The sequence below is a fragment of the Rhizobium sp. CFBP 8752 genome (assembly GCF_014842035.1).
GTDB classification, from domain to species: Bacteria; Pseudomonadota; Alphaproteobacteria; order Rhizobiales; family Rhizobiaceae; genus Neorhizobium; species Neorhizobium soli.
On record NZ_JACYUZ010000001.1, the window covers coordinates 2744160 to 2766498 of the forward strand.

25 protein-coding genes are annotated in these 22339 nt (G+C 58.6%); 8 read left to right on the forward strand and 17 right to left on the reverse strand.

Going from position 1 to position 22339, the window contains the following annotated elements; all coding sequences use genetic code 11:
- Nucleotides 1-3: 3 nt before the first annotated feature.
- From IFT59_RS13125 to IFT59_RS13140, 4 genes are all read right to left on the reverse strand, one after another.
- A complete protein-coding gene (locus IFT59_RS13125) occupies nucleotides 4-1212 on the reverse strand; it encodes a MotB family protein (RefSeq protein WP_092661192.1) in 1209 nt (402 codons plus the stop codon).
- A complete protein-coding gene (locus IFT59_RS13130; protein WP_174195622.1) occupies nucleotides 1209-1856 on the reverse strand; it encodes a hypothetical protein in 648 nt (215 codons plus the stop codon). The genes IFT59_RS13125 and IFT59_RS13130 overlap by 4 nt, the downstream gene beginning before the upstream one ends.
- A 238-nt stretch (nucleotides 1857-2094) precedes the next feature.
- On the reverse strand, nucleotides 2095-2979 hold the full coding sequence (locus IFT59_RS13135; RefSeq protein ID WP_113166211.1) for a flagellin N-terminal helical domain-containing protein: 885 nt from the start codon (nucleotides 2977-2979) through the stop codon (nucleotides 2095-2097).
- A 355-nt stretch (nucleotides 2980-3334) separates the two neighbouring features.
- Nucleotides 3335-5257 carry an O-linked N-acetylglucosamine transferase, SPINDLY family protein gene (locus IFT59_RS13140; RefSeq protein ID WP_192087054.1) on the reverse strand — a complete coding sequence of 641 codons (1923 nt, stop codon included), beginning with the start codon at nucleotides 5255-5257 and terminating at the stop codon, nucleotides 3335-3337.
- A 351-nt stretch (nucleotides 5258-5608) separates the two neighbouring features.
- Here IFT59_RS13140 and IFT59_RS13145 point away from each other — a divergent pair, with 351 nt between their 5' ends.
- Both IFT59_RS13145 and IFT59_RS13150 read left to right on the forward strand, forming a co-directional pair.
- Nucleotides 5609-6499 (forward strand): flagellin N-terminal helical domain-containing protein, encoded by an 891-nt coding sequence (locus IFT59_RS13145; RefSeq protein ID WP_113166209.1) that lies wholly within the window; start codon nucleotides 5609-5611, stop codon nucleotides 6497-6499.
- A gap of 279 nt (nucleotides 6500-6778) precedes the next feature.
- Nucleotides 6779-7669: a flagellin N-terminal helical domain-containing protein gene (locus IFT59_RS13150; RefSeq protein ID WP_113166208.1), complete on the forward strand. Its 891-nt coding sequence runs from the start codon at nucleotides 6779-6781 to the stop codon at nucleotides 7667-7669.
- Between the two features lie 107 nt (nucleotides 7670-7776).
- On the opposite strand, the gene fliP is transcribed toward IFT59_RS13150, so the two are convergent.
- The 10 genes from fliP to flgB form a co-directional block, all read right to left on the reverse strand.
- A complete protein-coding gene (fliP, locus tag IFT59_RS13155; protein ID WP_192087055.1) occupies nucleotides 7777-8514 on the reverse strand; it encodes a flagellar type III secretion system pore protein FliP in 738 nt (245 codons plus the stop codon).
- Nucleotides 8511-9017, reverse strand: a complete 507-nt coding sequence (locus IFT59_RS13160) for a flagellar basal body-associated FliL family protein (RefSeq protein WP_113166207.1) — start codon at nucleotides 9015-9017, stop codon at nucleotides 8511-8513. Before IFT59_RS13160 ends, fliP begins: the two co-directional genes overlap by 4 nt.
- Before the next feature lie 46 nt (nucleotides 9018-9063).
- On the reverse strand, nucleotides 9064-9786 hold the full coding sequence (flgH, locus tag IFT59_RS13165; RefSeq protein ID WP_062453806.1) for a flagellar basal body L-ring protein FlgH: 723 nt from the start codon (nucleotides 9784-9786) through the stop codon (nucleotides 9064-9066).
- Complete coding sequence (locus IFT59_RS13170) at nucleotides 9783-10340, reverse strand: MotE family protein (protein ID WP_184654070.1); 558 nt, start codon at nucleotides 10338-10340, stop codon at nucleotides 9783-9785. Before IFT59_RS13170 ends, flgH begins: the two co-directional genes overlap by 4 nt.
- Nucleotides 10337-11434, reverse strand: a complete 1098-nt coding sequence (locus IFT59_RS13175; protein WP_371816134.1) for a flagellar basal body P-ring protein FlgI — start codon at nucleotides 11432-11434, stop codon at nucleotides 10337-10339. Before IFT59_RS13175 ends, IFT59_RS13170 begins: the two co-directional genes overlap by 4 nt.
- 17 nt (nucleotides 11435-11451) lie before the next feature.
- The gene (gene flgA, locus IFT59_RS13180; RefSeq protein ID WP_244473995.1) at nucleotides 11452-11904 is read right to left on the reverse strand and encodes a flagellar basal body P-ring formation chaperone FlgA; all 453 of its coding nucleotides are present in this window, start codon (nucleotides 11902-11904) and stop codon (nucleotides 11452-11454) included.
- Between the two features lie 84 nt (nucleotides 11905-11988).
- Nucleotides 11989-12777 (reverse strand): flagellar basal-body rod protein FlgG, encoded by a 789-nt coding sequence (gene flgG, locus IFT59_RS13185; RefSeq protein WP_062453809.1) that lies wholly within the window; start codon nucleotides 12775-12777, stop codon nucleotides 11989-11991.
- Nucleotides 12778-12794: 17 nt separating this feature from the next.
- Nucleotides 12795-13133 (reverse strand): flagellar hook-basal body complex protein FliE, encoded by a 339-nt coding sequence (locus IFT59_RS23305; RefSeq protein ID WP_062453810.1) that lies wholly within the window; start codon nucleotides 13131-13133, stop codon nucleotides 12795-12797.
- Between the two features lie 2 nt (nucleotides 13134-13135).
- Nucleotides 13136-13549 carry a flagellar basal body rod protein FlgC gene (gene flgC / locus IFT59_RS13195; RefSeq protein WP_062453811.1) on the reverse strand — a complete coding sequence of 138 codons (414 nt, stop codon included), beginning with the start codon at nucleotides 13547-13549 and terminating at the stop codon, nucleotides 13136-13138.
- Between the two features lie 5 nt (nucleotides 13550-13554).
- A complete protein-coding gene (flgB, locus tag IFT59_RS13200) occupies nucleotides 13555-13944 on the reverse strand; it encodes a flagellar basal body rod protein FlgB (protein ID WP_062453812.1) in 390 nt (129 codons plus the stop codon).
- A gap of 297 nt (nucleotides 13945-14241) precedes the next feature.
- Here flgB and IFT59_RS13205 point away from each other — a divergent pair, with 297 nt between their 5' ends.
- Complete coding sequence (locus tag IFT59_RS13205) at nucleotides 14242-15207, forward strand: flagellin N-terminal helical domain-containing protein (RefSeq protein WP_062579095.1); 966 nt, start codon at nucleotides 14242-14244, stop codon at nucleotides 15205-15207.
- A gap of 143 nt (nucleotides 15208-15350) precedes the next feature.
- On the opposite strand, the gene IFT59_RS13210 is transcribed toward IFT59_RS13205, so the two are convergent.
- The 3 genes from IFT59_RS13210 to flgF are packed head-to-tail and all read right to left on the reverse strand — an operon-like array spanning nucleotide 15351 to nucleotide 18053.
- Nucleotides 15351-15896, reverse strand: coding sequence for a hypothetical protein (locus tag IFT59_RS13210; protein WP_062579093.1), 546 nt, complete (start codon nucleotides 15894-15896; stop codon nucleotides 15351-15353).
- 12 nt (nucleotides 15897-15908) lie between these two features.
- Nucleotides 15909-17300, reverse strand: a complete 1392-nt coding sequence (fliI, locus tag IFT59_RS13215; protein ID WP_192087056.1) for a flagellar protein export ATPase FliI — start codon at nucleotides 17298-17300, stop codon at nucleotides 15909-15911.
- Nucleotides 17301-17318: 18 nt separating this feature from the next.
- The gene (gene flgF, locus IFT59_RS13220) at nucleotides 17319-18053 is read right to left on the reverse strand and encodes a flagellar basal-body rod protein FlgF (RefSeq protein WP_192087057.1); all 735 of its coding nucleotides are present in this window, start codon (nucleotides 18051-18053) and stop codon (nucleotides 17319-17321) included.
- A gap of 205 nt (nucleotides 18054-18258) precedes the next feature.
- Between flgF and motA the strand changes: the two genes are divergently transcribed.
- The 5 genes from motA to IFT59_RS13245 form a co-directional block, all read left to right on the forward strand.
- A complete protein-coding gene (gene motA / locus IFT59_RS13225; protein WP_062453817.1) occupies nucleotides 18259-19131 on the forward strand; it encodes a flagellar motor stator protein MotA in 873 nt (290 codons plus the stop codon).
- A 2-nt stretch (nucleotides 19132-19133) separates the two neighbouring features.
- Nucleotides 19134-20072: a FliM/FliN family flagellar motor switch protein gene (locus tag IFT59_RS13230; protein WP_192087058.1), complete on the forward strand. Its 939-nt coding sequence runs from the start codon at nucleotides 19134-19136 to the stop codon at nucleotides 20070-20072.
- Between the two features lie 55 nt (nucleotides 20073-20127).
- Nucleotides 20128-20724: a flagellar motor switch protein FliN gene (gene fliN, locus IFT59_RS13235; RefSeq protein WP_062453819.1), complete on the forward strand. Its 597-nt coding sequence runs from the start codon at nucleotides 20128-20130 to the stop codon at nucleotides 20722-20724.
- Nucleotides 20725-20752: 28 nt separating this feature from the next.
- A complete protein-coding gene (gene fliG, locus IFT59_RS13240) occupies nucleotides 20753-21790 on the forward strand; it encodes a flagellar motor switch protein FliG (RefSeq protein WP_062453820.1) in 1038 nt (345 codons plus the stop codon).
- A 225-nt stretch (nucleotides 21791-22015) separates the two neighbouring features.
- Nucleotides 22016-22339: NAD(P)-binding protein (locus IFT59_RS13245; RefSeq protein WP_192087059.1), on the forward strand; the 324-nt coding region annotated here is incomplete at its 3' end.

Sequence of the window (22339 nt, forward strand, 5' to 3'; positions counted from 1 at the left end):
GATTTATCCGTTGCCCAGCAGGATTTCGATACGGCGATTGGCGCCGCTCATCGGATCTTCGACGTTTTGAAGTCGCCGGTCGGCAAATCCAGAGACCTGCTTTACCCTCTCCTCGTTCAAGCCGCCCCGCACGAGCATGTAATAGGCCGCATGCGCGCGGGACATAGACAGGCTCCAATTGTCTCCGGTGCGTCCCTTGAAAGGCCGTCCGTCCGTGTGGCCACGAATGATCACCGACCCTGGACGCGCGGCCAGGAGTTTGCCGATCTTTTCCATGGCGAGCACGAGCTCCTTGCCGGGCAATGCGGATCCAACATTGAACATCGCGGTATTTGCTTCGTCCGAGATCGTGATCAGCGTGCCGCCTTCGGCCGGCTGCACCACGATGCCCTCGGCCAGCTTGCCGGCAATCCCGGCGACCTGCGCCTGAATTTCCTTCTGAAGCTCTTCGGCCTTGTCCTGCCCGGCGGCGTCGAGTTCAGCCTTTGCCGTCTTGACCGATGCATCGGAAGCATCGGGCGCTGAGACGGCATCCGGCTTTACCGATACTGGGACAGTTTCCACGGCGGGCGGCTGGGAAAAGGCGCTCGCCTGCTCGCCCGGCAGACTCGTGTCCGAAGCAAGCTTGGCTTGCGCCGGGGTGTCGAGCTGCTTGCTCCAGAAATCCGGATCGAAAGGATCACGATAGGCTTCTCCGCCATCCGCACCGGTGGACGGACCGGAATCGCTCGCGCCGCCCTCGCCCTTCGTGCTGACATTGGCCTGTTGGCCTACTTCCTGAGCGATGCTGGCAAGCACGGAATAGGGGTTCTGGAACAGAGCTGCTTCGGAAAAGGTCATGTCGTCGCCAGAGGCGGAAATGGACTCGCCATCCATGCCCGCCTTGCCGCCGCCCGTCTTGTCGTTCTCCACGGTGGACTTCTTGTCGGAATCTTCGCCCTTGGCCTGATCCGACGGCTTCTTGATGCCCTTGGATGCGGGCGTGTCGTCAGACAGCGGCACGGGATTGAAATAGCTCGCGAGCGATGCCTTCGTTTCCTCATTGGCGGCGTTGACCAGCCACATGACGAGAAAGAAGGCCATCATGGCGGTCATGAAGTCGGCGAACGCAATCTTCCACGCACCGCCGTGATGGCTGTCGTGATCGCCGCGGTGACGCTTGATGATGATGATTTCGTTTTTGCCGTGATGATGGTTCTCAGCTTCGCTCATGCCAGCACCCGCTCAAGGTCGGCGGCAAAGGCAGAAAGGCGCGTCACGAGAAGCGAATCACCGATCTCGACGCGGATGTCGGTGTCATCTGTGTGGACGAAAGACACCGCATCGCCTTTCTCCTCAAGCTGGGCTTTGAGAAGATCGCAGAGGTGCTCCGGTCCGAAGACCGTAATCTGCTCCAGAATTTCCTTGGCGAGCGTCGGTTTCAGCTCCTCGACAAGCTCGTTGATAGCGCCGCGCATCACCTGTTCTTTGAGCAAGGGAGATAGAACGCGGGCCGTCGCCTCGGACAGTTCGGCAGAGAGCCGCGACGCGAGATCCGGAAGAGCCTTCGAGAGATAATCGGCCAACCCGTCCTCGAACTGGAGACGCTGCTGTTCGATCTCCTGCGCATGCTGTTCCTTCAGCGCCTCGAGCTCTTCGGCATGCTTCGCCGTCAAGGATTGGGTCGCCGCAAGATGACCTTCATCATAGGCTTCGCGACGCTCGGCCTCGAGATCGACTTCTACCGTCTGCGCAAAGCTTTCCAGCGCCGGCATCTCGGCGGGCGACGCAAAGTGAGAGGGCGTTTCTATCGGGGCCGCAAGCAGCGCAGCCTCGGCGCCGAAATCTCTGAGATACCGCGCAAGTGGGGAATTCATCAACGCACTCCATCAACGTCGTTTGCGGAACAAGGCCGCAACGTCTCACGCATCGCCCGTTCTGTGATGCTCCACACCGGCCTCCGGCCCGCCCCCGATCGCCGGGGCGGCGGAGTTCGCCATGGGAATAGATCAGAAATTAGGAAGTTAAACTTGTGCGAGGATGATGCAGTCCTCGTGAACCTGAACGACAAGGTGCGACGACACCAGATACCTGACACCTACGCCGCAAGAGCCNTTACTGCTGGAAGAGCGTAAGAATGTTCTCGGAGCTGGAGTTTGCAATCGACAGCGACTGGACGGCCAGCTGCTGCTGCGTCTGCAGGGCAGACAGTCTGGCAGACTCTTCTTCCATGTCGGCGTCGACGAGGCGGCTGATGCCTTCTTCGATCGCATCCGTCAGAGTTCCGGCATAGCTGGTCTGAAGGTCGATACGGGTGGTCAGCGCGCCGAGGGCAGCACCTGCATCCGTGAGGCCGGAAAGAGCTGCTTCAACGTTGTCGAGATAGTCGGCGAGTTCTAAGTCCGTGGTGGTGGCCGTCAGGGTAACGTCCATGACATCGCCGAGGAGACCGCCCGAACCGACGCCGTCGGCATCGATGGCGCCGAACATGGCGTTGGTTGCAACGTCATAGGATGCCGTCGTGACTTCGACTGTACCGTCGTCGTTGCGGATAAAGCCGTCTACGACCGATTCTTGGTCAGCGCCGGTGGCGGCGACCATCCAGTTTTCACCGCTGAACGAAGCGCCCTGGGCGATCGAGGACAACTGTTCCTGCAGCTTGGTGATTTCGAGCTGAATCTGAACTTTGTCGGTCGAATTTTCGTTCGCGGTGACGAGCTTCGACTTGATCTCGTTGACGACGTCGATGGCGCTTTCCATGGCGGCATAGGCCGTATCGACCTTTGCAGCACCAACACCCAAAGCGTCGGTTGCGGCCATCAACGCGTCTTTGTCGGAACCCATCGTGGTCGAGATCGACCAGTAGGCAACGTTGTCGGAGGCCTCGGATACGCGATAGCCCGAGGATACACGGCTCTGCGCCTGCTCCAGGCTATCGTTGATACCTCTCAACGTCTGCAGTGCAGAGTTTGCGGCGTTGTTGGTCAATATACTGGTCATAAAAACTGCCCCTTATGGCATTGGATGGGAGGGCATCCCGGGTGTTCCGGTAACGACGATCAGCTTCATGCTTGCCGCGCCCTTGCATTCGGCTCGCCGTTGCGATGGCTTCAGAAAATCATTTTATGGTTAATGAAGAGTTAAATCGCGACTTAAGATTAACGGACACATCGCATTCTTCACGATTCAACGAGAACCTTCAATTTTTCTCGAGCCAAAAAACTGTTGCCCAAGCTTCGCGGACGGTTCGGCCTCCCATTTCTCCCAGGTAAGGATCTATATGCTATAATCCTGCGTTACTCATCTGAGACGGCAGCGGTAGCGGATCCGCTCGATCACAGGAAAACCGACTTGTTCAGCGAATTAGAAAACGCTCTGTACGCGGCGGCAGAGGAGGCACGTCGAAATGGGCGGGTTCAAGTCCACTCTTGGCACGGTCTACCATCATCTCGTAAGCGGTCTCGATATGCCGGCAGAAGCGCTCCGCATCGAAGAGCGGATTTATGAAGCGGTTTTGGACGATGCGCTGCCTGATATCCTCAAGCGATTCGCGATTATTGAAGAGATAGACGGCCTTATCGATGTAGCTCTCGACTGTTTCGGCAACCAAGTCGGGAACGCCTATAGCCTCCAGGAGGCTTTCGCTTACGCGCGACGCGAAGTTAGTGCCCTTCACAGCAAGAACTGGCAGGCCGGCCCAGAGCTGCTCGGACGTCGTCGTGTGGCCATTATATGGAAATGTATCGAGGCCAAGATCCATACATGGCATACGATTAAGATGGAGCTGAAATTCTACTTCAAGCATGAATATCAAGCGCCTCTCGGATATTCCGCTGTCTACCATTTTCCGGCGAATGAAACTTCGGCTTTCGGGTGACTTTGTAAAGATCGAAATAAGGCTTCCCGGGGTGCGCTTAAGGATCTTTACCCACGCATTGATGACGTCGAGCGAAATCTTGCGACTTGCATTGAACGAAGCAAACACAAAAGCATCTTCGGGCAGACCCAAAGTGTGACGTGCAGATGCTTGGACAAGCGGGCGGTTATACGGATCGTTTGGCTGGTAGGTCTCAGGCAGACGGCAGAATTTTTCGAGGTAGTGAGGCGCCGATGACAAAGGCAGAACGATAGGGTCGCCAATCGCATAATCGAGATCGACATTGATGACAGATCCCGGAAAACCGAGCCATGTTACCTGTACCGGCGCTGCTCCCTCATTCAGAATTGCAACACGGTTCCCGCGGGTATGACCTTTCAAATCGACAAGGACATCGATTTGGCGGCGCCGTATCTCTTCGGCAGCCTGCTCATTCGTCATGTCGACGATAGAGACGACACTCCCCCAATCACTTCGGTTCGCACTGTTTGTCCGCAAAAGAGACGGTGAAGTATGGCAGAAAAGCGTAACCTCGAATCGATCGCGATCGTGTAATTCCATTATCCGACGCACGAGTTTCATCGTAGCATGCTGGTCGAATAGGTCAGAAGACAGGTATCCGACGCGGACCTTCTCACCCCAAGCGTGTGGCATTGACCGGCGCTTTTCGGTCATGGACGTATCAAAACGCGGAGTATTGGCTCTCGCCAGGCGATTAATGCGTTCTTCACCACTCCAATTGACGTTGAAAAACGGGGTGTCGGCTTTCACGAAGTCGAGCTCTCCGGCCAAAATCGCTTTGTCAAGAATTGGCTGATGCCGCTCTATCACGTCGAACTTGTTGTGCTCGCGGCAGAAAGTCAGGTAAAGCAGCCGAATTCGGTTGTCATTTGGTAACCGGCTAAAAAGGACGCGAGCGGTCTCGATTTCCGAAGCCTCCATCACGTCCCAGCTCAACATTGTGAGCCTGGCGCCTAGCTGCATATGAGCGAGCTTTGGGCTCTTCATCAAGACTTCTCTGAAGACTTTCAGAATATCCAGTTGACCTTTTTCAAATAGTGCGGAGGCGATGACATAAGCGATATCGGGGATCATTTGATCTTTGAGCTGCAACCGGCTTGCAAGTGCAAGTGCTTCGTCCTTATTGCCGGCATCAAAGTGCAGTTTGATGCTTTCAGCCAAGTAATCCGGATTGGGTTGATTGCCAGCATCGGAGGCAAGAAGATAGGCTCTGGCGGCTTCATTCTTTAAGTTTAAAGCCGTAAGCGTCTTAGCCAGCAGCAAGTACGTCCGAACGTCCTTCCCTTTATCCAGCAGCTGGTTTAGGATTGCCAGCGTCTGCGTGTAGTTGCGAGCTTTAAAGCTAGCAGATGCCTTCTGATAGGAAACTTGGATATTCAAAGCACACTCCGTTCTGGCGGCTCGGGCCCACGGCTTCGCCGCGCCCGGTATGGTCGTCTCTTTTCGTTATCTGTCGAAGCTTGCTTGAAGCCTACAGCTTCGACCCAGCTGTAGTACCGGCCGCCACGCCACGCGTTTTCCATTTTTCAATTCGTTAACCATGTATCGAGGCGCACCGAAGCTGCTAGAATATTTAAGACCTTGGCAAGGAATGGCTGCGAAATTGCAGCCTAGATGACGGGCTTGGATCCGGTAAGGAACAAGAGGCATGAAGCCGGGCCGTCATTTGCCGGTGACACTACCGAACCCGGTATGTCCTCCTTTTTTGTATAGAGTCCAAGGGGACACTCCATGACTAGCATCAATTTCAATTCTTCTGCTTCGTCCGCTCTTCAGACACTGAGCACCATCAACAAGAGCCTAGAGAGCACGCAGAACAGCGTTTCGTCGGGCTACAAGGTTAGCAAGGCTTCGGACAACGTCGCCTACTGGTCGATCTCGACCACGATGAATTCCGACAACAAGGCCCTCAACGCCGCTTCCGACGCTCTGGGCGTTGGTGCAGCCAAGGTCGACACGGCCTATGCCGCTATGGAAAGCGCCATCGACGTCGTCAACGAGATCAAGTCGAAGCTGGTCACCGCGACCGAGACCTCGACCGACAAGGGTCAGATCAACCTCGAAATCAGCAAGCTGCAGGAACAGTTAACCTCGATCGCCAAAGGCGCTTCGTTCTCGGGCGAGAACTGGATGGTCTCCAACGGCCAGACAGAAGGTTCCGTTATTGACGGCTTCGTCCGCTCGACCGCAACCACTGGCGCCGAAACCGTTGCAGTGACCACCGCGACTTATGACATTGCGGGCAATGCGCTGTTCTCGGACGCAGACGCCACATCTGGCGGCATTCTTGGCACCACTGGCGGGGTAATGTCCATCGAGCTGACGGACACGACGTCCCAGAGCGATATAGCTGCATTCATGACGGCTGTCGAAACTGCGCTGGACGGCATGACGACTGCAGGCGGTTCGCTCGGTGCTCTCTCGACCCGCATCGACCTCCAGAGCGATTATGCCGGCAAGCTGTCCGACGCTATCGATCAGGGCGTCAGCCGTCTCGTCGACGCCGACATGGAAGAAGAATCTGCCAAGCTGTCTGCCCTGCAGACCCAGCAGCAGCTCGCTATCCAGTCGCTGTCGATCGCGAACTCCTCTTCGCAGAACGTGCTCTCGCTGTTCCAGTAAGAAGACCAGCCTTTTCACTTTCTGGTTTGTTCAACGAAGCCCCGGTTATCCGGGGCTTTTTGCGTTTACGGATAGACCTGTCGAAAAAAAATTCGATTTCGCAACAACTAATTCCCAGGCATTCGATCTTCATTAACCTTAATGGTGTTTTCTACCATCATCAAAGCGGCGGGCCGGAATTAGTTAGTAGTTTCCGACCGGCATGATGCTCACACGCCGCTTCCCGGTGATTTACCGGAATGTCCCCTCACCTGTTTCTTTTATCTAGGGGTTAGTACAATGACGAGTATCCTTACCAACGTTGCAGCGAATTCTGCACTCCAGACGCTGAGCACCATCAACAACAGCCTTGAAGAGACCCAGGGCCGAGTATCCTCAGGCTACAAGGTCAGCGAAGCTTCCGACAACGTCGCTTACTGGTCAATCTCGACCACAATGAATTCCGACAACATGGCGCTTAACGCTGCAGCCGACTCTCTGGGCGTTGGTGCCGCCAAGGTCGACACGGCCTATGCCGCCATGGAAAGCGCTATCGACGTCGTCAACGAGATCAAGTCGAAGCTGGTCACCGCGACCGAAACCTCCACCGACAAAGTTCAGATCCAGCTCGAAATCGGCAAGCTGCAGCAACAGCTGACGTCTATCGCCAAAGGCGCTTCGTTCTCGGGCGAAAACTGGATGGTTTCCAACGGCCAGACAGAAGGTTCCGTTGTCGACGGCTTCGTCCGCTCGACCGCAACCACTGGCGCCGAATCCGTTGCAGTGACCACCGCGACTTATGACATTGCGGGCAATGCGCTGTTCTCGGACGAAGACGCCACATCTGGCGGCATTCTTGGCACCACTGGCGGGGTAATGTCCATCGAGCTGACGGACACGACGTCCCAGAGCGATATAGCTGCATTCATGACGGCTGTCGAAACTGCGCTGGACGGCATGACGACTGCAGGCGGTTCGCTCGGTGCTCTGTCGACCCGCATCGACCTTCAGACCGAATATGCCGGCAAGCTGTCCGACGCAATCGACGAGGGCGTCAGCCGTCTCGTGGATGCAGACATGGAAGAAGAATCTGCCAAGCTCTCTGCATTGCAGACCCAGCAGCAGCTCGCCATCCAGTCGCTGTCTATCGCGAACTCCAGCTCGCAGAACCTGATGACACTGTTCCAGTAACACTGGATCGTTTGACCAACATACAAAAAGAGGCCGCGCTCAATGCGCGGCCTTTTTTCGTCTCGTTGTCCGGGAATAAAACTTCGCCTTGGAGAAGGCGCCGTGCCTTACGAGAACGATCTCACCAGCGAGCCGACGAGAAGGTTCCAGCCGTCGATAAGGACGAAGAAAAGGATCTTGAACGGCAGCGAGATCGAGGTTGGCGGCAGCATCATCATGCCCATCGCCATCGTGATGCTGGCAACGATCATGTCGATGACGAGGAATGGCAGGACGATGAGAAAGCCGATTTCGAAGCCGCGGCGGATTTCCGACAGCATGAATGCCGGGATCAGCACGCGGTAATCCGTCTGCGCGCCGAGCGTGACCGTCTGGCCGCGTTCCCGGGCGATGTCGACGAACAGCGCCACATCCTTGTCGCGGACATTGGCGATCATGAATTCGCGAAACGGCTGGGCGATCCGCTGTATCGCTTCGGCCTCGTTGATCTGGTTCTGCAAAAGCGGCTGTGCGCCATCCTGCCAGGCACGGTCCATCGTCGGCGCCATGACGTAGAAGGTCATGAACAACGCCATGCTGGTCAGGATCATGTTGGACGGTGTGGTCGACAGGCCCATGCCGGACCGCAAGATCGAGAAGGCGATGATGAAGCGCGGGAAGCTCGTCACCATGATCAGGATGCCGGGCGCGATGGATAGAACCGTCAGCAGGCCGAAGGTGCGGATGATCCAGGCGGAAACCGAGCCGTCGACCGGCAGGTTCAGCATGTCCAGGGCAGACTGTTGCGCATTCGCCGCGTCGGGTAACGCAGCGAAGAAAGCAAGAACGGCTAAAAAACGAATCATTCGATGATGAAAGTCCTGAACACCAGATCAGCAACCTTGCCCTGAGACCTCAGCTTGGCGCGTTCCTTCAGGTCATCTCGGAGATAACCGAAGCCGCGTGGCCCCTGAATTTGCTGCAGCGACAAGGTCCGCATATAGGCGAGTATATCTTCCTGAATGGAAGCCGCCACCGCTTCATCGATGTTTTCACCGAATATTAACGAAACCTCGAGGCGGACCATGCTGTCCGAAGGATAGGCGAGGTTGGCAATGATCGGCTCCAGCGGCCGAACGTGGCTCGCACCGGCAGCGGCGCCGTGTTCCCCTCCCCCGGCAGTGGCCGCGGCTGCGCCATGACCGGCGGCAGGTGCCTCCTCCACGACCGGCGACGGGACGATCATCTTGCCGACAACCCAGCCTCCGCCCACGCCGACGACCGTCAGTCCCAGTACGGCCGCCGCAGTCATCACCAGGGAAGACTTTTTCTTCGCTGGTTGATCCGCCGTGAGGCTGGCGTCGGTCATGGTGGCTAAACTCCGCTTGTAATGATGGACACCGAATTGCTCCCGGTCAGATCGGCGAGAAGATGTCGCTGATCTGCTGTCCGACCGGCGGCTGCTGGACTTCCATCAGGCGACCGCGGCCGCCGTAGGAGATGCGTGCTTCGGCAATCTTCTCATAGGATATCGTGTTCTCGGCATTGACGTCTTGGGGCCGCACGATGCCGGCAACGTTGAGGATGCGGATCTCATGGTTGACGCGCACTTCCTGCGAGCCGCTGATGATGAGATTTCCGTTTTCGAGAACGCCGGTGACGACCGCGGCCACGAGAAGCGTCAGCTTCTCGGCGCGGCTGATGGAGCCCTTGCCGTTCGACTGGCTGTCGGAATCAAAGCCCGCCGTCGAATCTGCCTCCGGCTTCCAGCCAAGAATTTCCGCGGCGGCCTGCCAGTTGGTGGTCTTGGAATTCTTGCGGCTGCGATCCGTCTCGTTGTCAAAGCTCGCCTTGTCGTTCATCGAGATATTGACCGTCAGGATATCGCCAACGTTCAGCGCGCGGGCATCCTTGAACAGGGCGCCCTGGCTGTCGCTCCACAGCGAGAAGCCGCTCGCCATGTGGCGCGGCTGCTTCGGATACATCGACATCTGCTGCGTCTGGCCATATTGCAGGCCGCTGCCGATCGGGCTCATGGCCGGCGCATTGCCGATTTCCTTGATGGTCGTCATCTGCCCGTTCTGACATCCGGCGATCAGCGATGTCATCGCAAGAAGAGCCGTGAGTTGCTTTTTCATGACGGGTCCTTGGAAGTATTGGGGTCTGCGGCGCTCGCCATGATCATTGCGACCATGGCAGCCTTCTGGGCGTCCATTTCGGCAAGGATCAGGCCCGATTGCCGCGGTGGCAGCTGCATGATGATGGCGGCTGCAATGTTGATGTTCATCTGGTCGAACTGCGGCGCGACTTCGTCAGCCTTTGCCGTCTTGTAGATTTCGACCAGACTGGCCTTGGCGCTGGCCAGGAACGCGTTGCGTTTCTTCAGCCAGTCCTGATATTCAGCGCGCCGATTTTCGAGCTCGGTGATGCGCGTGTTGATGTCGCCCTGCAGCTTTTCCAGTTCCTGCTTCTGCAGGAGATAACGCTGGTCGCGGGCCGAATCGACGATGTTGCCGCAGAACTGCTGGACTTCCTGCTGGCTGCCTCCGGCTTCCTGTGCGGCGCCGAGAAGCTGCGGCTGCTGCTGCGCGCGGGCGCCCGGTAGGAGGCAGAGCGAGAGAGCGGCGGCGATCAGATAGACCGAGCTGCGAGTGCCGAGAACCGGGAACCTGCCTGAAACTGTGTCGGTCATTGCAGAACGAGCTCCGCTTGCAGGGCTCCGGCAGACTTTATCGCCTGGAGGATCGAGATGATGCCGTCCGGCTTGACGCCGATATTGTTCAGGCCGGCGACCAGCGTCTTCAGATCAGGTCCGTCGATGACGGCAATCGGTCCGCCGGTCTTTTCGGCCATGATATCGGTCTGCGGCTGCACCGCCGTTTCGCCCCTTGAGAACGGTTCGGGCTGGATGACCTGCGGCGTCTCGGTGACCTGAACAGTCAACGTGCCGTAGCTGACCGCAACCCGGGCGACCCGGACATCGGCGCCGATGACGATCGTACCGGTGCGCTCGTTGATCACCACGCGTGCGGGGGCGTCGGTCTGGACCACGAGATTTTCGATGTCGCCCATCAGGCGGGTCAGGTCGGCTGAGCGCGGTTTCTGGACAACCACTTCCTGGCTGTCGCGCGCTTCGGCGATCGGATCGCCGAAGGTGCGGCGGGCATAGGCGTTGACGACATCGGCGATACGAACCGATGTCGAGAAATCCGGGTTGCGAAGCTGCAGCACCAGATTGACCGAATCCTTGAACTTGGACGGAAGCTCGCGCTCGATGATCGCTCCCGACGGCACACGACCGGCTGTGGTGACGCCTTCGGTCAGTGTCGCAGCAGCACCCTGTGCATTGAAGCCGGAGACGATCACCGACCCTTGCGCGACGGCATAGATCTGTCCGTCGGCGCCGGTGAGCGATGTCATGATCAGCGTGCCGCCGCGCAACGAGGTGGCGTCGCCGAGCGAGCTGACATTGACGTCGATGCGGCTGCCGGGGCTCGCGAACGAGGGAAGGTTGGCGGTGACCATGACTGCGGCGATGTTCTTGGCGCTGGACTGACCGCCCTGCGTCGAGATGCCGAGGTTCTGCAGCATGGCGCGCAGCGACTGATCGGTGAACGGAGACGAACGCAGGCTGTCGCCGGTTCCCTGCAGACCCACGACCAGGCCATAGCCGATCAACTGGTTCTCGCGACCGGACTGCAGCGAAGCGATATCCTTGATGCGGGACGACGTGGCCGTGGCATCGGTGACGGGCAGCATCGTGATGACCGCGATCGCCGCAATCATCAGTTTCCGGACCATACTCATTTCTGAACCACCTCGACGCTGCCGTCCGCCATCACCGTGCCGTTGACCATGACGCCCGTATCGAGGTTCCTGACCTTGATGACCTCGCCTGTCATCGCATCGTCCATGGGCGCGCCGCGGGCGGCGATGACCATGCGCTGCGACGAGAAGGTAAGCCTAACACTTGTGCCGCGCTTGACCGTGAAAGGATCGCGGAGAACGTTCAAAGGAATGGTGCGGCCGGCAAGCAGCGTCTTGCGCGTGACCTTGCCGACTACCTGATCCAGCGAACTGGCATAACCCGGCGCGATATTCGGATTGGTGACGGCCACCTCGCTGACGAACGCTTCGCCGATCGTATCGCCCGGATAGATCGTGGTGCTGGGCACGACGGCATTGCGCGGCTCCGCGAATGCCGCCCCCGGCAGGATGAGCGCGCTCAAAAGCGCCCCGGCCAGCCAGGTCTTCATTCCGGTTTTCCAGCTGCTTGCCCGACCGGTTTTCCGGACGTTCTCTTGCCAAAGCATCATGCTCGGTCCGCCTTCTATCTTCCGCTACTTGAGGTTCTGGCTGACGATCTGCGCCATCTCGTCGGCGGTGGTGATCACCTTCGAGTTCATTTCATACGCACGCTGAGCGGAGATCAGATCGGTGATCTCCTTGACTGAATCGACGTTGGAGTTCTCGAGATAGCCCTGCTTGAGGTAGCCGAAGCCAGTCTCCTGCGGGTTGGCGACCACCGGCTGCCCGGATGCCGCCGTTTCAGAAAACAGGTTGTCGCCCAAAGGCTTCAGACCGGCATCGTTGACGAAGTTGGTCAGAGTGATCTGGCCGAGTTCCGTCGGGGTCGTCGATGTCCCGATCGTCGCATTGACGATCCCGTCTTCGCTGACGCTGACCGACGTCGCGTCAGTCGGAATGGTGATTTGCGGGATGACACCGTAACCGTCGGCAGTCACCAGTCTTCCGTTGGCATCCTTGTTGAAGGACCCGGCGCGGGTGTAGAGGGTCTCACCGTTGGTGCCTTCGACCATGAACCAACCACGCCCGACGATCGCCATGTCGAGATCGTTGCTCGTCTGGGTGATTTCGCCCTGGATGTGGAGCTTGCGGACGGACTGAGTCTGAACACCGAGACCGATATTGGCACCTTCCGGCACAGCGGACTGATCGGCGCGGTTGGCGACGCCCGAAGCGCGCTCGGTCTGATAGAGAAGGTCGGTAAACTCGGCACGCGACCGCTTGAAGCCGGTCGTGTTGATGTTGGCGATGTTGTTTGCGATGACTTCGAGATTGGTCTGCTGCGCATCCATGCCGGTGGCGGCAATTGCTAGTGCTCTCATGGTCTCTGCTCCAGTCTCTAGATCTGCATCTTGGTGATGTCGAGGTAGGCGGACACGATCTTGTCGCGGAACGCCGTCGCAGTCTTCAGCGCCTGTTCGGCCTGGAGAACGGCATCGACCACTTCACGCGTGTTCGCCTTGCCCTGGATGCCGGCAAACGATGCAGTTTCACCGCCCTTGACGGCGTTGATCGCGTCTGTTGCCATGCTGCCCAGGACATCACCGAAGCCCGGTCCTGCAACGGCCGTCGTTGCCGCGTTGACCGCGGTGCCGAGAACATTTGCTGCCGTATTGTCGCCGGAGACGCCGTCGGTCTGCTTCGTGAACAGGCCGAGGCCCTCAATGGGATTGATCATCTTTAACCTTTCAAGAGATCGATGGTCGCCGAGATCAGATCGCGGGACTGGCGAATGCTCTGGAGATTTGCCTCGTAGCTGCGGTTTGCTTCACGCAGGTCTGCCATTTCGATCAGCATGTTGACGTTCGGCATCTTGACGACGCCGTTTGCGTCCGCTGCCGGATTGCTGGGGTCGAGTTCTTCAACGAAGTCACCCTTGTCGACACCGATCTTCTGGACGCCGACGGTCCTGACCCCTGTTGCCCGGTCGAGTTCGGCGCCGAACGTCACCGTCTTGCGGCGATAGGGATCGGCACCCGGCGTATCGCCGGTGGTGCGGGCGTTGGCGATGTTTTCCGACACGATGCGGAGCCTGGTCGCTTCCGCTTCCATGCCGCTGCCAGAAATCTTGAGGGCTGCTGATAAAGGATCCATTGGGCTCACTTGCCGACTGCGGTCAACATCATGTTGTGGAACGCCTTCACCAGCTGCGTATTCAGCTCGTACTGGCGCTTGATCTCCCCGCTCTTGGAGAGTTCGCTGGCAACAGCAACCGTGTTGCCCGACTCCTGGTTGCCGATCTCGTTGTTGAGATCTTCGTCCCTGACGTCGACATTGTCCGAGCCAAGGCCGACGCTGGCGAAATGGGCCGAATTGGTGCGCGCCATCGGGATGTTCGAGGCGTCGAGTACCGATTGGAACGGCGTCACGTCCTGTGCCCGGTATTGTGGTGTATTCGCGTTGGCGATGTTGGTGCTGACGACTTGTTGCCGGATCGACAGCCACTCCGCCTGCCTGGAGGCAAGCTCAAACAATTGGATCTGTTGCATCACGTCTTCTCCGTCTTCTCGACAAAGGAGTAAGATTAGAAACTTGCGTGGGACTTGTGCTGATGCCCGCAGACCCGCGGCGAGCCCGGCAACAAAGATGAATGCTGCGTGGGTGCGGACCCGTTGCACGAGGTTTTGCGGGTCGACCGTTGAGGCCTAATTAACTTTCTGTTAAACATAAGCTTACAAATTGCTGCAAAAGCGATGGGCCTGCGTCTTCGACCAGGCGGGCATGAAGCCATTCGATCGCAGCCAGATGTTTTGGCAAAATCCCTTAGTTTTCAAGGATCATGCCTGATGTCCGACGCTATCTCCGTCAGCTATATCCAGAGTGCGTTGCAGACTCTGCTGTTCACCAGTGATTCGCTGGAAGAGGCACAGAAGCGTACCTCCAGCGGCTACAAGATCAATTCCCCGGCGGATAATGCGAGCTACTGGTCGGTCGCAAATTCGATGACGTCGGACACGAAAATTCTGAGCAGCGTGAACGATGCGCTCGGTCTTGGCGCCGCAAAGGTCGATGCCGCCTATTCCGCTGTCGAATCGTCGATCGATATTGCCGACCAGATCGTGGCCAACCTGACCACCGCCAAGGAAGACGGTGTCGACCAGAGCGCCGTCAACGCCACAATCAGCGATCTCAAGGCCAGCCTCTCGTCACTGATCAAATCCGCATCGTTCGGGAGTGACAACTGGCTTTACAACTCGTCGGAGGCCGACGCTGGCGCGAAGACCGTTCCGGCCTATTTCCAGCGCAGTGTGTCGGGTTCAGTATCGCTGTCCTACGCGACATTCGATGCAACAAATTCCACGCTGATCGATACCGGCGATGCAAACCGCGGGCTTCTTACGAGCTCGATCGATCCGAGTACTCTTGCCTCGAACGGAACCGGCTCGGGCAAACAGTATTATCTGCTGGACGCAGGGTCGGAGATCGCCACGGATGGTTCCCCGATCGAACTGACCGACGAGACGACGTCCGAAGACATCGACGACATGATCAACGTCATGAACTACATTCAGCAGAAGCTGACGACGCTCGGTTCAACGCTTGGGACGATGTCGAACCGGATCGATACCCAGTCGAGCTTCGTTTCGAGCCTGGCGGACGTGTTTGATAAGAGCATCTCGCACCTCATCGATGCGGACATGGAGGCGGAGTCGACCAAGGTCAGCGCCTATCAGGCCCAGCAGGAGCTTTCGTCCCAAATCCTCGGCATGGCCAATACCCATCTGCAGAGCCTCGCGACCCTCTTTAGGTAGGGCGGCCCTCTTCAGCGCCACGGCTCTGAAATTATCGCAATAAAAAGCCTCGGACGCCGGTGAACTGACCCCATCAAAGCTGGATACAGCTTTGATGGGCAGCGTACGGACGTGCCGAAGCTTTTTGTTGTGCTGCCAGTTTCTTACTGGGCGCTTTCGTACATTTCTCCGGTGGAGGTGACGATCACCCATTTGCCGTTCTTCTGGGTAAGCGCGGCCAGGCGGCTGTTGTCCGGCAGGACCGAACCGGTCTGAACAATGTACATTCCCCGATCGTCCTCGATCATCGCGCGTCCGTTGGCGACGTGAAGAAGACGGAAGCTGGAGCGTCCAGGGAACGGCTGCTGAGTGCCCGTGTCCTCGCCCTTCGCATCGGCCGAGCCCGCCTTGGGAACTGTTGCCGTTACAAGCAGGTCGGTCGGGTCCTCGGGCGGTCTGCGGGCCACCGACATCGGCGGTACTTCGACCACGTCGCGCTGACGGAAGCTGCGCAGGTCGCGCAGTTGCTCCCAACCCGAAACGTTGACGCCGAACTTATCTTCGTTGAGGAAGACGTACCACGGGAACATGGCGGCGGCGACGGCGAGCAACAACGTGCCGCCCTTCAGCGTGATGTCTGCCGCCGTGGTCTTTTCGTCCGACTTCTTCTTGAAGCGTTTTGCGAGTTTCTGCCGTTGCGTGAATTTCATCCCCAATCCTCATCAACCCCTCTTGAGAGCCGGCATCTGGCCTTGGGCCGCGACATTGCGCAGCGCGATGGCCAGCTCCGCGTAGGCGTCGGCAACGCGCTTGTCGCCGGGCGTCTGCTTCAGCACTTCATAGATCGCGGGCACCTGCCTCACCGCCATGTCGAGATCGGCATCGGTCCCTTGCCGGTAGCCGCCGATCAGGCGCAGATCGCGGGTTTCCTCGAAGCGATGCATCAGTGTTTTCAATCGCATGACCAGTTTCTCCTGGTCGGGCGTCCAGGCCTTTCGGGCGAGACGCGAGATCGACGACAGGGGATTGATCGGCGGGTAGCGACCTTCGTCGGCGAGACCGCGCTCCAGCACGATGTGCCCGTCGAGAATGCCGCGGGCGGAGTCGGAGACCGGATCGTTGTGGTTATCGCCGTCGACGAGGACGGAAATGATGGCGGTGATCGTGCCGCTGTCTTCGAGGCCCGGCCCTGCCCGTTCCAGCAGTTTAGGCAGTTCGGTAAACACCGAAGCCGGATAGCCGCGCGAAATCGGCAGTTCGCCGCCGGCGATCGCGACTTCACGCACCGCATGCGCAAAGCGCGTCACGCTGTCTGCGATGAACAGCACGTTTTCGCCCTTGTCGCGAAAGTGCTCGGCAATAGTCATGGCGATCAGCGGCGCCATCTTGCGCAGCATCGGGCTTTCATCGCTCGTGGCCACCACGGCGATGGATTTCTTCATGTTCTCGCCCATCGTGTCTTCGATGAATTCGCGCACCTCGCGGCCGCGTTCCCCGACGAGGGCAATCACAACGCGGTCGAACGCATCGGCGCCGGCCATCATGGACAGGAGCGTCGACTTGCCGACGCCCGAGCCTGCGAAAATGCCAAGGCGCTGGCCGAAGCAGAGCGGCGTGAAGATATCGATCGCCTTGACGCCGGTACGGAAACCTTCCTCGACGCGACGGCGGGACATGGATGGCGGCGCGGTGCTCATGATCGAGCGCGCCACATCGCCCTGCACAAGCGGACCGCGGTCGTCGATCGGCCGACACAGCGCATCGATGGCGCGACCGCACCAGCTGTCATGCGGGGAGACCTTGAACTCACCGATGCGCAGAACACTGTCACGGATGCCGATCGGCTCGCCCGGTTCGATCGGGCAGATATGAACCTGGTCGGACTCGACCTTGATCACCTGGCCGAGATGCGTACCAACACTGCTGCAATGCTCGACGAAGTCGCCCAGCCTGACATGTTTCGAAAGGCCGCTGACGGTGTAATAGGTCGCGGAAATTGTGGTGACCACGCCGCCCGGTGCAAACGCAAAGGCCGGCCCGGTGTGGCGCCCAACAAGGGCTGCCAAGAGATCGAGCTTGTTTGCCGGGCCGTGAACTGTCTGACTTGCGGTCATGAGGGATCGTTTTCCGGCTTACTGGCTACCGCCCAAGGTCTTGATGGCCTCGGTGAAGCTGCTGTCTGTGGAGCTGAGAAGCGAGGAAATGCTTTCAAAATTGCGGCTGATCGAAATCAGCTCGGTCATCTGGCCGATGCCGTTGACGTTCGACTGCTCGATAAAGCCCTGCATGACGCCGACGTCGCTGTTGTCGACGACCGGCTGTGCCGGTGACGACGGCAGGACGCCGCTGTTTTCATAGCGCAGATAGCCCTTAGAAAGATCGGCCTGGAAGAGACCCAGCGAAGCGACAACCCTGCCGTCCTGCATGATGCGACCATCGGTGCCGACCGCGGGCGGGCCGCCGTTGCGATCGAGCTGGATGGCGCCACCGCCGGCATCGAGAACGGGATAGCCGCGGATCGACTGGAGTTCGCCGGTGTCCGCCATGGTAAAGCGTCCGTCACGGGTGAGGACCTGGCCCGCCGGCGTATCGATCGCCATCCATGCGTCACCCTTGACGGCAAAATCGAGGGGGTTGCCGGTCTGCTGCAGTTCTCCCGATCTCGTGGAGAGGTAGTCGTTGCCCTGCGACACGAAAGAGACCGACGCGGAGATGTTGTTGTCGATTTTGGCGAGCATCTGGTCGAACTTTACTTCGGTCGCCCGGAAGCCGACGGTGTTCATGTTGGCCATGTTGTCCGCGACGGTCGTCAACCGCCGCTCAAGCGCCATTTGGGCCGACAGGCCAACATAAATACCAGATTGCATCGATGGATCTCCTGAGATGAAGCGGCTCCTACCATCGAGGAATCGCCGAGCGGCCTGAACCGGCCTTCGTGCGCATTCAAACAGGGGTTGCTTGTGTGAAGCTGATCGAAAGTGCGAAACGGCGGAGAGGCCGCGATAGCCAGCTTCACGCAAGGCTACCCGCCTAGATGTTCCGCTGCATTAATGACGGCGGATACACATCAAAATGATGATCATTGTGGGTTTCATAATCACTATTGGCTGCGTGCTTGGTGGCTTCATGGCCATGGGCGGCCATCTCAATGTTCTGTTCCAGCCTTTCGAGCTGGTGATCATCGGCGGCGCAGGCCTGGGCGGCTTTATCATGGCCAACCCGATCAAGGTCGTGAAAGACAGCGGCAAGGCACTGGGTGAAGCCTTCAAGTTCGCGGTTCCCAAGGAGCGCGAATATCTCGACATCCTAGGCGTTCTCTACGCACTGATGCGCGACCTCAGAACCAAGCCGCGCAACGAGATCGAAGCGCATATCGACAACCCGCAGGAATCGTCGATCTTCCAGACGGCTCCGACGGTTCTGAAAAACAAGCAGCTGACCGTGTTCATCTGCGACTATGTTCGCCTGATCATCATCGGCAACGCCCGCAGCCACGAGATCGAGGCGCTGATGGACGAAGAGCTAGAGACAATGCTGTCGGACAAGCTCAAGCCCTATCATGCGATTACCGCAATGGGAGACTCCTTCCCGGCCATCGGTATCGTCGCCGCCGTTCTCGGTGTCATCAAGGCCATGGGCAAGATCAACGAGTCGCCTGAGGTCCTCGGCGGACTGATCGGCGCCGCACTGGTCGGCACCATGCTCGGTATCATTCTCTCCTACTGCGTTTGCAATCCGCTGACCTCGCAGATCAAGGTCGTCCGCACAAAGCAGCATCGCCTCTACACGATCGTCAAGCAGACGCTCATCGCCTACATGAACGGCTCCGTACCGCAGGTCGCTCTCGAATACGGTCGCAAGACCATCGGCAACGGCGATCGTCCTTCGATCGACGCCGTCGAGCAGGAGATGATGAACCCCGGTGGTGAGAGCAAGGCGGCCTAACGATGAACAATCCGTCGAGCGAAGTCACTAAGCCGATTGACCCGATCGTCCTTGCGCGGCTGACAGGCAGCCTGGGTGACGTGAAGACGATTGCCCATTGCTGCAGCGATGTTGCAGCCCTGCAATGCCAGCTTCTCGGCGATGTCGTCCAGGAGGAAATGCAGCTCGACATCGGCGTCGAATATGCCGGCCACGTCTCCGGTCTGCGCTCTCAGGTCATCGCGGGGCTTGGCGCGGGTTACACGCTTGTGAGCGCCAGTCAGCGCAACTGGTGTAGCCATTTCGTGATCGCCACCCGGAACAGCCTGCCGATCGCCATGATCGCGCAGCTGCTCGGCGATACCGACCAGCCTTCTGATGACACGCGCACGTTGACGTCTATCGAGGGCGATATCGCATCGCTGCTCGTTTCGCGGATCGCGGGCGTGCTTCGCCTCGGCCTCGGCCCCAAGGGGGAGTTCGAGCCGGTGCTGTCGCCATGCTATCCGATCACCGACTACGCCCGGCAGTCGCTGGAGATCCCCGACTGTTTCGCAGCCGCGGTCCGGCTTCAGGTCAAGCTTGGATCGCTGACGGGTGAGGTCGTGATCGTCATTCCGCAAAGCGTGTTGCTGAAGACGACGATCACCCGTCCTTCCGGACAACTGGCAAACAGTCTTCCGGCGCCAGTCGAGGCCGTTGCCGATCACGTGCTGCGCTCGCAGATCGATCTTTGCGCGCGCATCAAGCTCACGCCGCTCAAGCTTGGCTCAATTGCCAGATTGAAGCCTGGTGATACCATACCGTTCGAAGACATCGGCGACATTGGGGTCGATATGGATGCGAACGGGAAACTGATCTACCGCTGCGAGTTCGGCCGGTCCGGCGACAGCTATTCCGTAAAGATAAAATCCAACGTCTCTCCAGACGGCAATATACTCAAAAAAATTCTCGATAATTGACGCGGCGCTTCCGCGCCCGGCAGCTTCAGACAAGTTTCGATGTGGATAATAGATCATGGCTAGAAAAACGACCGTCAAAAACGAACTGACTGAAGATCCGATCGCCTCGAGCAGCCTGGATCTGGAACACGCGATCGACGACCTGCGTGGCGCATTGAAGGCGGACGAGGACGGCACGCTGCTGTCGGCCGATCCGTTCGCGTCACCGGCCTCCGATTTCGGCAGCGACAGCTTCGGTTCGACGGATTTCGGAACGAGCGACTTTGGCTCGACCGATTTCGGCGGCAGCGACTTTGGTGGTGGCGACCTTGGCAAGTCCGACTTCGGAGCCAGCAGCTTTGGTGGTGGCGCAAGTGCGATGCCGAGCTTCGGATCCGACACGCATGGTGAAAGCCTCGAGGCCAATCATGACCTCATCTTGGACATTCCGATCGATGTCCAGATCGTGCTCGGTTCAAGCCGCATGCCGGTCAAGGGTCTGATGAGCCTCAAGGAAGGCACGACGATCACGCTCGACAAGAAAATCGGCGAGCCGGTCGATATCACCGTGAACGGTCGCCTGATCGCCCGCGGTGAAATCACGCTTCTCGAAGACGACGATACGCGCTTCGGCGTAAAGCTCACTGAATTGTCAGGAGCTCCCAAGAGCTAAAATGAATTTAGCGTTTTAGGACAAGCCCATGATGGACTTCGATACCTTTAGTGACAACCTGCCCGGCCAGCCGCTTTCTCAGGCAGAGAAAGCGGCTGCGGTTCTGCTCGCAATGGGAACGGGCGTTGCAGGTAAGCTGCTGAAGTATTTTACCCAAGCCGAACTGCAGACAATCATTGCTTCTGCGCAGAGCCTGCGCGCCATTCCGCCAGACGAACTGACCACTCTCGTCAACGAGTTCGAAGACCTGTTCACCGAGGGAACAGGTTTGATGGACAACGCCATGGCGATGGAAAAGATTCTCGACGAAGGCCTGACGCCGGAAGAGGTCGACGGCCTGCTCGGCAGACGCACCGCGTTCCAGACCTACGAGGACAGTCTCTGGGACCGTCTTCAGGACGCCGATCCGGTGTTCATCTGCAAGTATCTCGGCCGCGAACATCCGCAGACGATCGCCTACATCCTTTCGATGCTGCCTTCCGCCTTTGGTGCGAAGATCCTGGTCGAACTGCCGGAAAGCCTGCGTGCCGACATCATGAAGCGTGCGGTGAACCTGAAGAACGTCAATCCGCAGGCGGTGCAGATCATCGAAAAGCGGATCGCCGATCTCGTCAACGAAATCGATGCCGAGCGGAACTCGACCGGCCCGGTCAAGGTCGCAGACCTGATGAACCAGCTCGAAAAGCCACAGGTCGATTCCCTGCTCGAATCACTGGAACAGGTCAGCCAGGAAGCAGCCCAGAAGGTTCGCCCGAAGATCTTCCTGTTCGAAGATCTCATGGTCATGCCGCAGCGCAGCCGTGTCATCCTGCTCAACGATATCGCGGGCGACATCCTGACGATGGCGCTGAAAGGTTCGTCGGCACCGATGCGCGAATCCGTGCTCGTCTGCCTCAGCCCACGCCAGCGCCGCATGGTCGAATCGGATCTTGCCGCCGGCGGTACGATCAACCCGCGCGAAGTGGCGCTTGCCCGCCGCGCGATCTCGCAGGAAGCGATCCGGCTTGCCAATTCCGGCCAGATCGAACTCAAGGAAAAAGAAGCACCGGCAAGCGAAGCGGCCTGATCGCCTCCGCTGCCGGACGCATCCAACACCGAAATGCCCGCCTCGTGCGGGCATTTTGTTATCCTTCGCCATCTCGGATGCGGTCAAGCATAGCCGGGACACGATGGAAACTATGCTCGCAGCGCCGCGAATCGGTTAAGGCTTTCGCGCTCGCCGAGCTGGACGAGTATGGGGAGATGTCGCGCTTTCGTGGGCCGACATGCTGAATGCCACTGGGAGAGATCGATGTCGAATAAGCGCATATTGCTGGTCGGAGCCGGATTGTCGGGCGCCGTCATCGCCAGGAAACTTGCGGAGGCCGGTCATTCCGCTGTCGTTCTCGACGAGCGCGCCCACATCGCCGGCAACTGTTTTACCGAGCGTGACAGCGATACGGGCGTGATGGTGCATGTCTACGGACCGCACATCTTTCATACGGACGATGAGCCGGTCTGGGATTATGTCAACCGGTTCCAGACCTTCATGCCCTATGTCAACCGCGTGAAGACGACCAGTGGCGGGCGCGTGTTCCTGCTGCCGATCAACCTGCACACGATCAACCAGTTCTTC

Excerpts from the sequence above, each read along its gene's own strand:
- IFT59_RS13125 (WP_092661192.1), bottom strand. The coding sequence starts at position 1,212 with ATGAGCGAAGCTGAGAACCATCATCACGGCAAAAACGAAATCATCATC.
- IFT59_RS13130 (WP_174195622.1), bottom strand. The coding sequence starts at position 1,856 with ATGAATTCCCCACTTGCGCGGTATCTCAGAGATTTCGGCGCCGAGGCT.
- IFT59_RS13135 (WP_113166211.1), bottom strand. The coding sequence starts at position 2,979 with ATGACCAGTATATTGACCAACAACGCCGCAAACTCTGCACTGCAGACG.
- IFT59_RS13145 (WP_113166209.1), top strand. The coding sequence starts at position 5,609 with ATGACTAGCATCAATTTCAATTCTTCTGCTTCGTCCGCTCTTCAGACA.
- IFT59_RS13150 (WP_113166208.1), top strand. The coding sequence starts at position 6,779 with ATGACGAGTATCCTTACCAACGTTGCAGCGAATTCTGCACTCCAGACG.
- fliP (WP_192087055.1), bottom strand. The coding sequence starts at position 8,514 with ATGATTCGTTTTTTAGCCGTTCTTGCTTTCTTCGCTGCGTTACCCGAC.
- IFT59_RS13160 (WP_113166207.1), bottom strand. The coding sequence starts at position 9,017 with ATGACCGACGCCAGCCTCACGGCGGATCAACCAGCGAAGAAAAAGTCT.
- flgH (WP_062453806.1), bottom strand. The coding sequence starts at position 9,786 with ATGAAAAAGCAACTCACGGCTCTTCTTGCGATGACATCGCTGATCGCC.
- IFT59_RS13170 (WP_184654070.1), bottom strand. The coding sequence starts at position 10,340 with ATGACCGACACAGTTTCAGGCAGGTTCCCGGTTCTCGGCACTCGCAGC.
- IFT59_RS13175 (WP_371816134.1), bottom strand. The coding sequence starts at position 11,434 with ATGATTGCGGCGATCGCGGTCATCACGATGCTGCCCGTCACCGATGCC.
- flgA (WP_244473995.1), bottom strand. The coding sequence starts at position 11,904 with ATGAAGACCTGGCTGGCCGGGGCGCTTTTGAGCGCGCTCATCCTGCCG.
- flgG (WP_062453809.1), bottom strand. The coding sequence starts at position 12,777 with ATGAGAGCACTAGCAATTGCCGCCACCGGCATGGATGCGCAGCAGACC.
- IFT59_RS23305 (WP_062453810.1), bottom strand. The coding sequence starts at position 13,133 with ATGATCAATCCCATTGAGGGCCTCGGCCTGTTCACGAAGCAGACCGAC.
- flgC (WP_062453811.1), bottom strand. The coding sequence starts at position 13,549 with ATGGATCCTTTATCAGCAGCCCTCAAGATTTCTGGCAGCGGCATGGAA.
- flgB (WP_062453812.1), bottom strand. The coding sequence starts at position 13,944 with ATGCAACAGATCCAATTGTTTGAGCTTGCCTCCAGGCAGGCGGAGTGG.
- IFT59_RS13205 (WP_062579095.1), top strand. The coding sequence starts at position 14,242 with ATGTCCGACGCTATCTCCGTCAGCTATATCCAGAGTGCGTTGCAGACT.
- IFT59_RS13210 (WP_062579093.1), bottom strand. The coding sequence starts at position 15,896 with ATGAAATTCACGCAACGGCAGAAACTCGCAAAACGCTTCAAGAAGAAG.
- fliI (WP_192087056.1), bottom strand. The coding sequence starts at position 17,300 with ATGACCGCAAGTCAGACAGTTCACGGCCCGGCAAACAAGCTCGATCTC.
- flgF (WP_192087057.1), bottom strand. The coding sequence starts at position 18,053 with ATGCAATCTGGTATTTATGTTGGCCTGTCGGCCCAAATGGCGCTTGAG.
- motA (WP_062453817.1), top strand. The coding sequence starts at position 18,259 with ATGATGATCATTGTGGGTTTCATAATCACTATTGGCTGCGTGCTTGGT.
- IFT59_RS13230 (WP_192087058.1), top strand. The coding sequence starts at position 19,134 with ATGAACAATCCGTCGAGCGAAGTCACTAAGCCGATTGACCCGATCGTC.
- fliN (WP_062453819.1), top strand. The coding sequence starts at position 20,128 with ATGGCTAGAAAAACGACCGTCAAAAACGAACTGACTGAAGATCCGATC.
- fliG (WP_062453820.1), top strand. The coding sequence starts at position 20,753 with ATGATGGACTTCGATACCTTTAGTGACAACCTGCCCGGCCAGCCGCTT.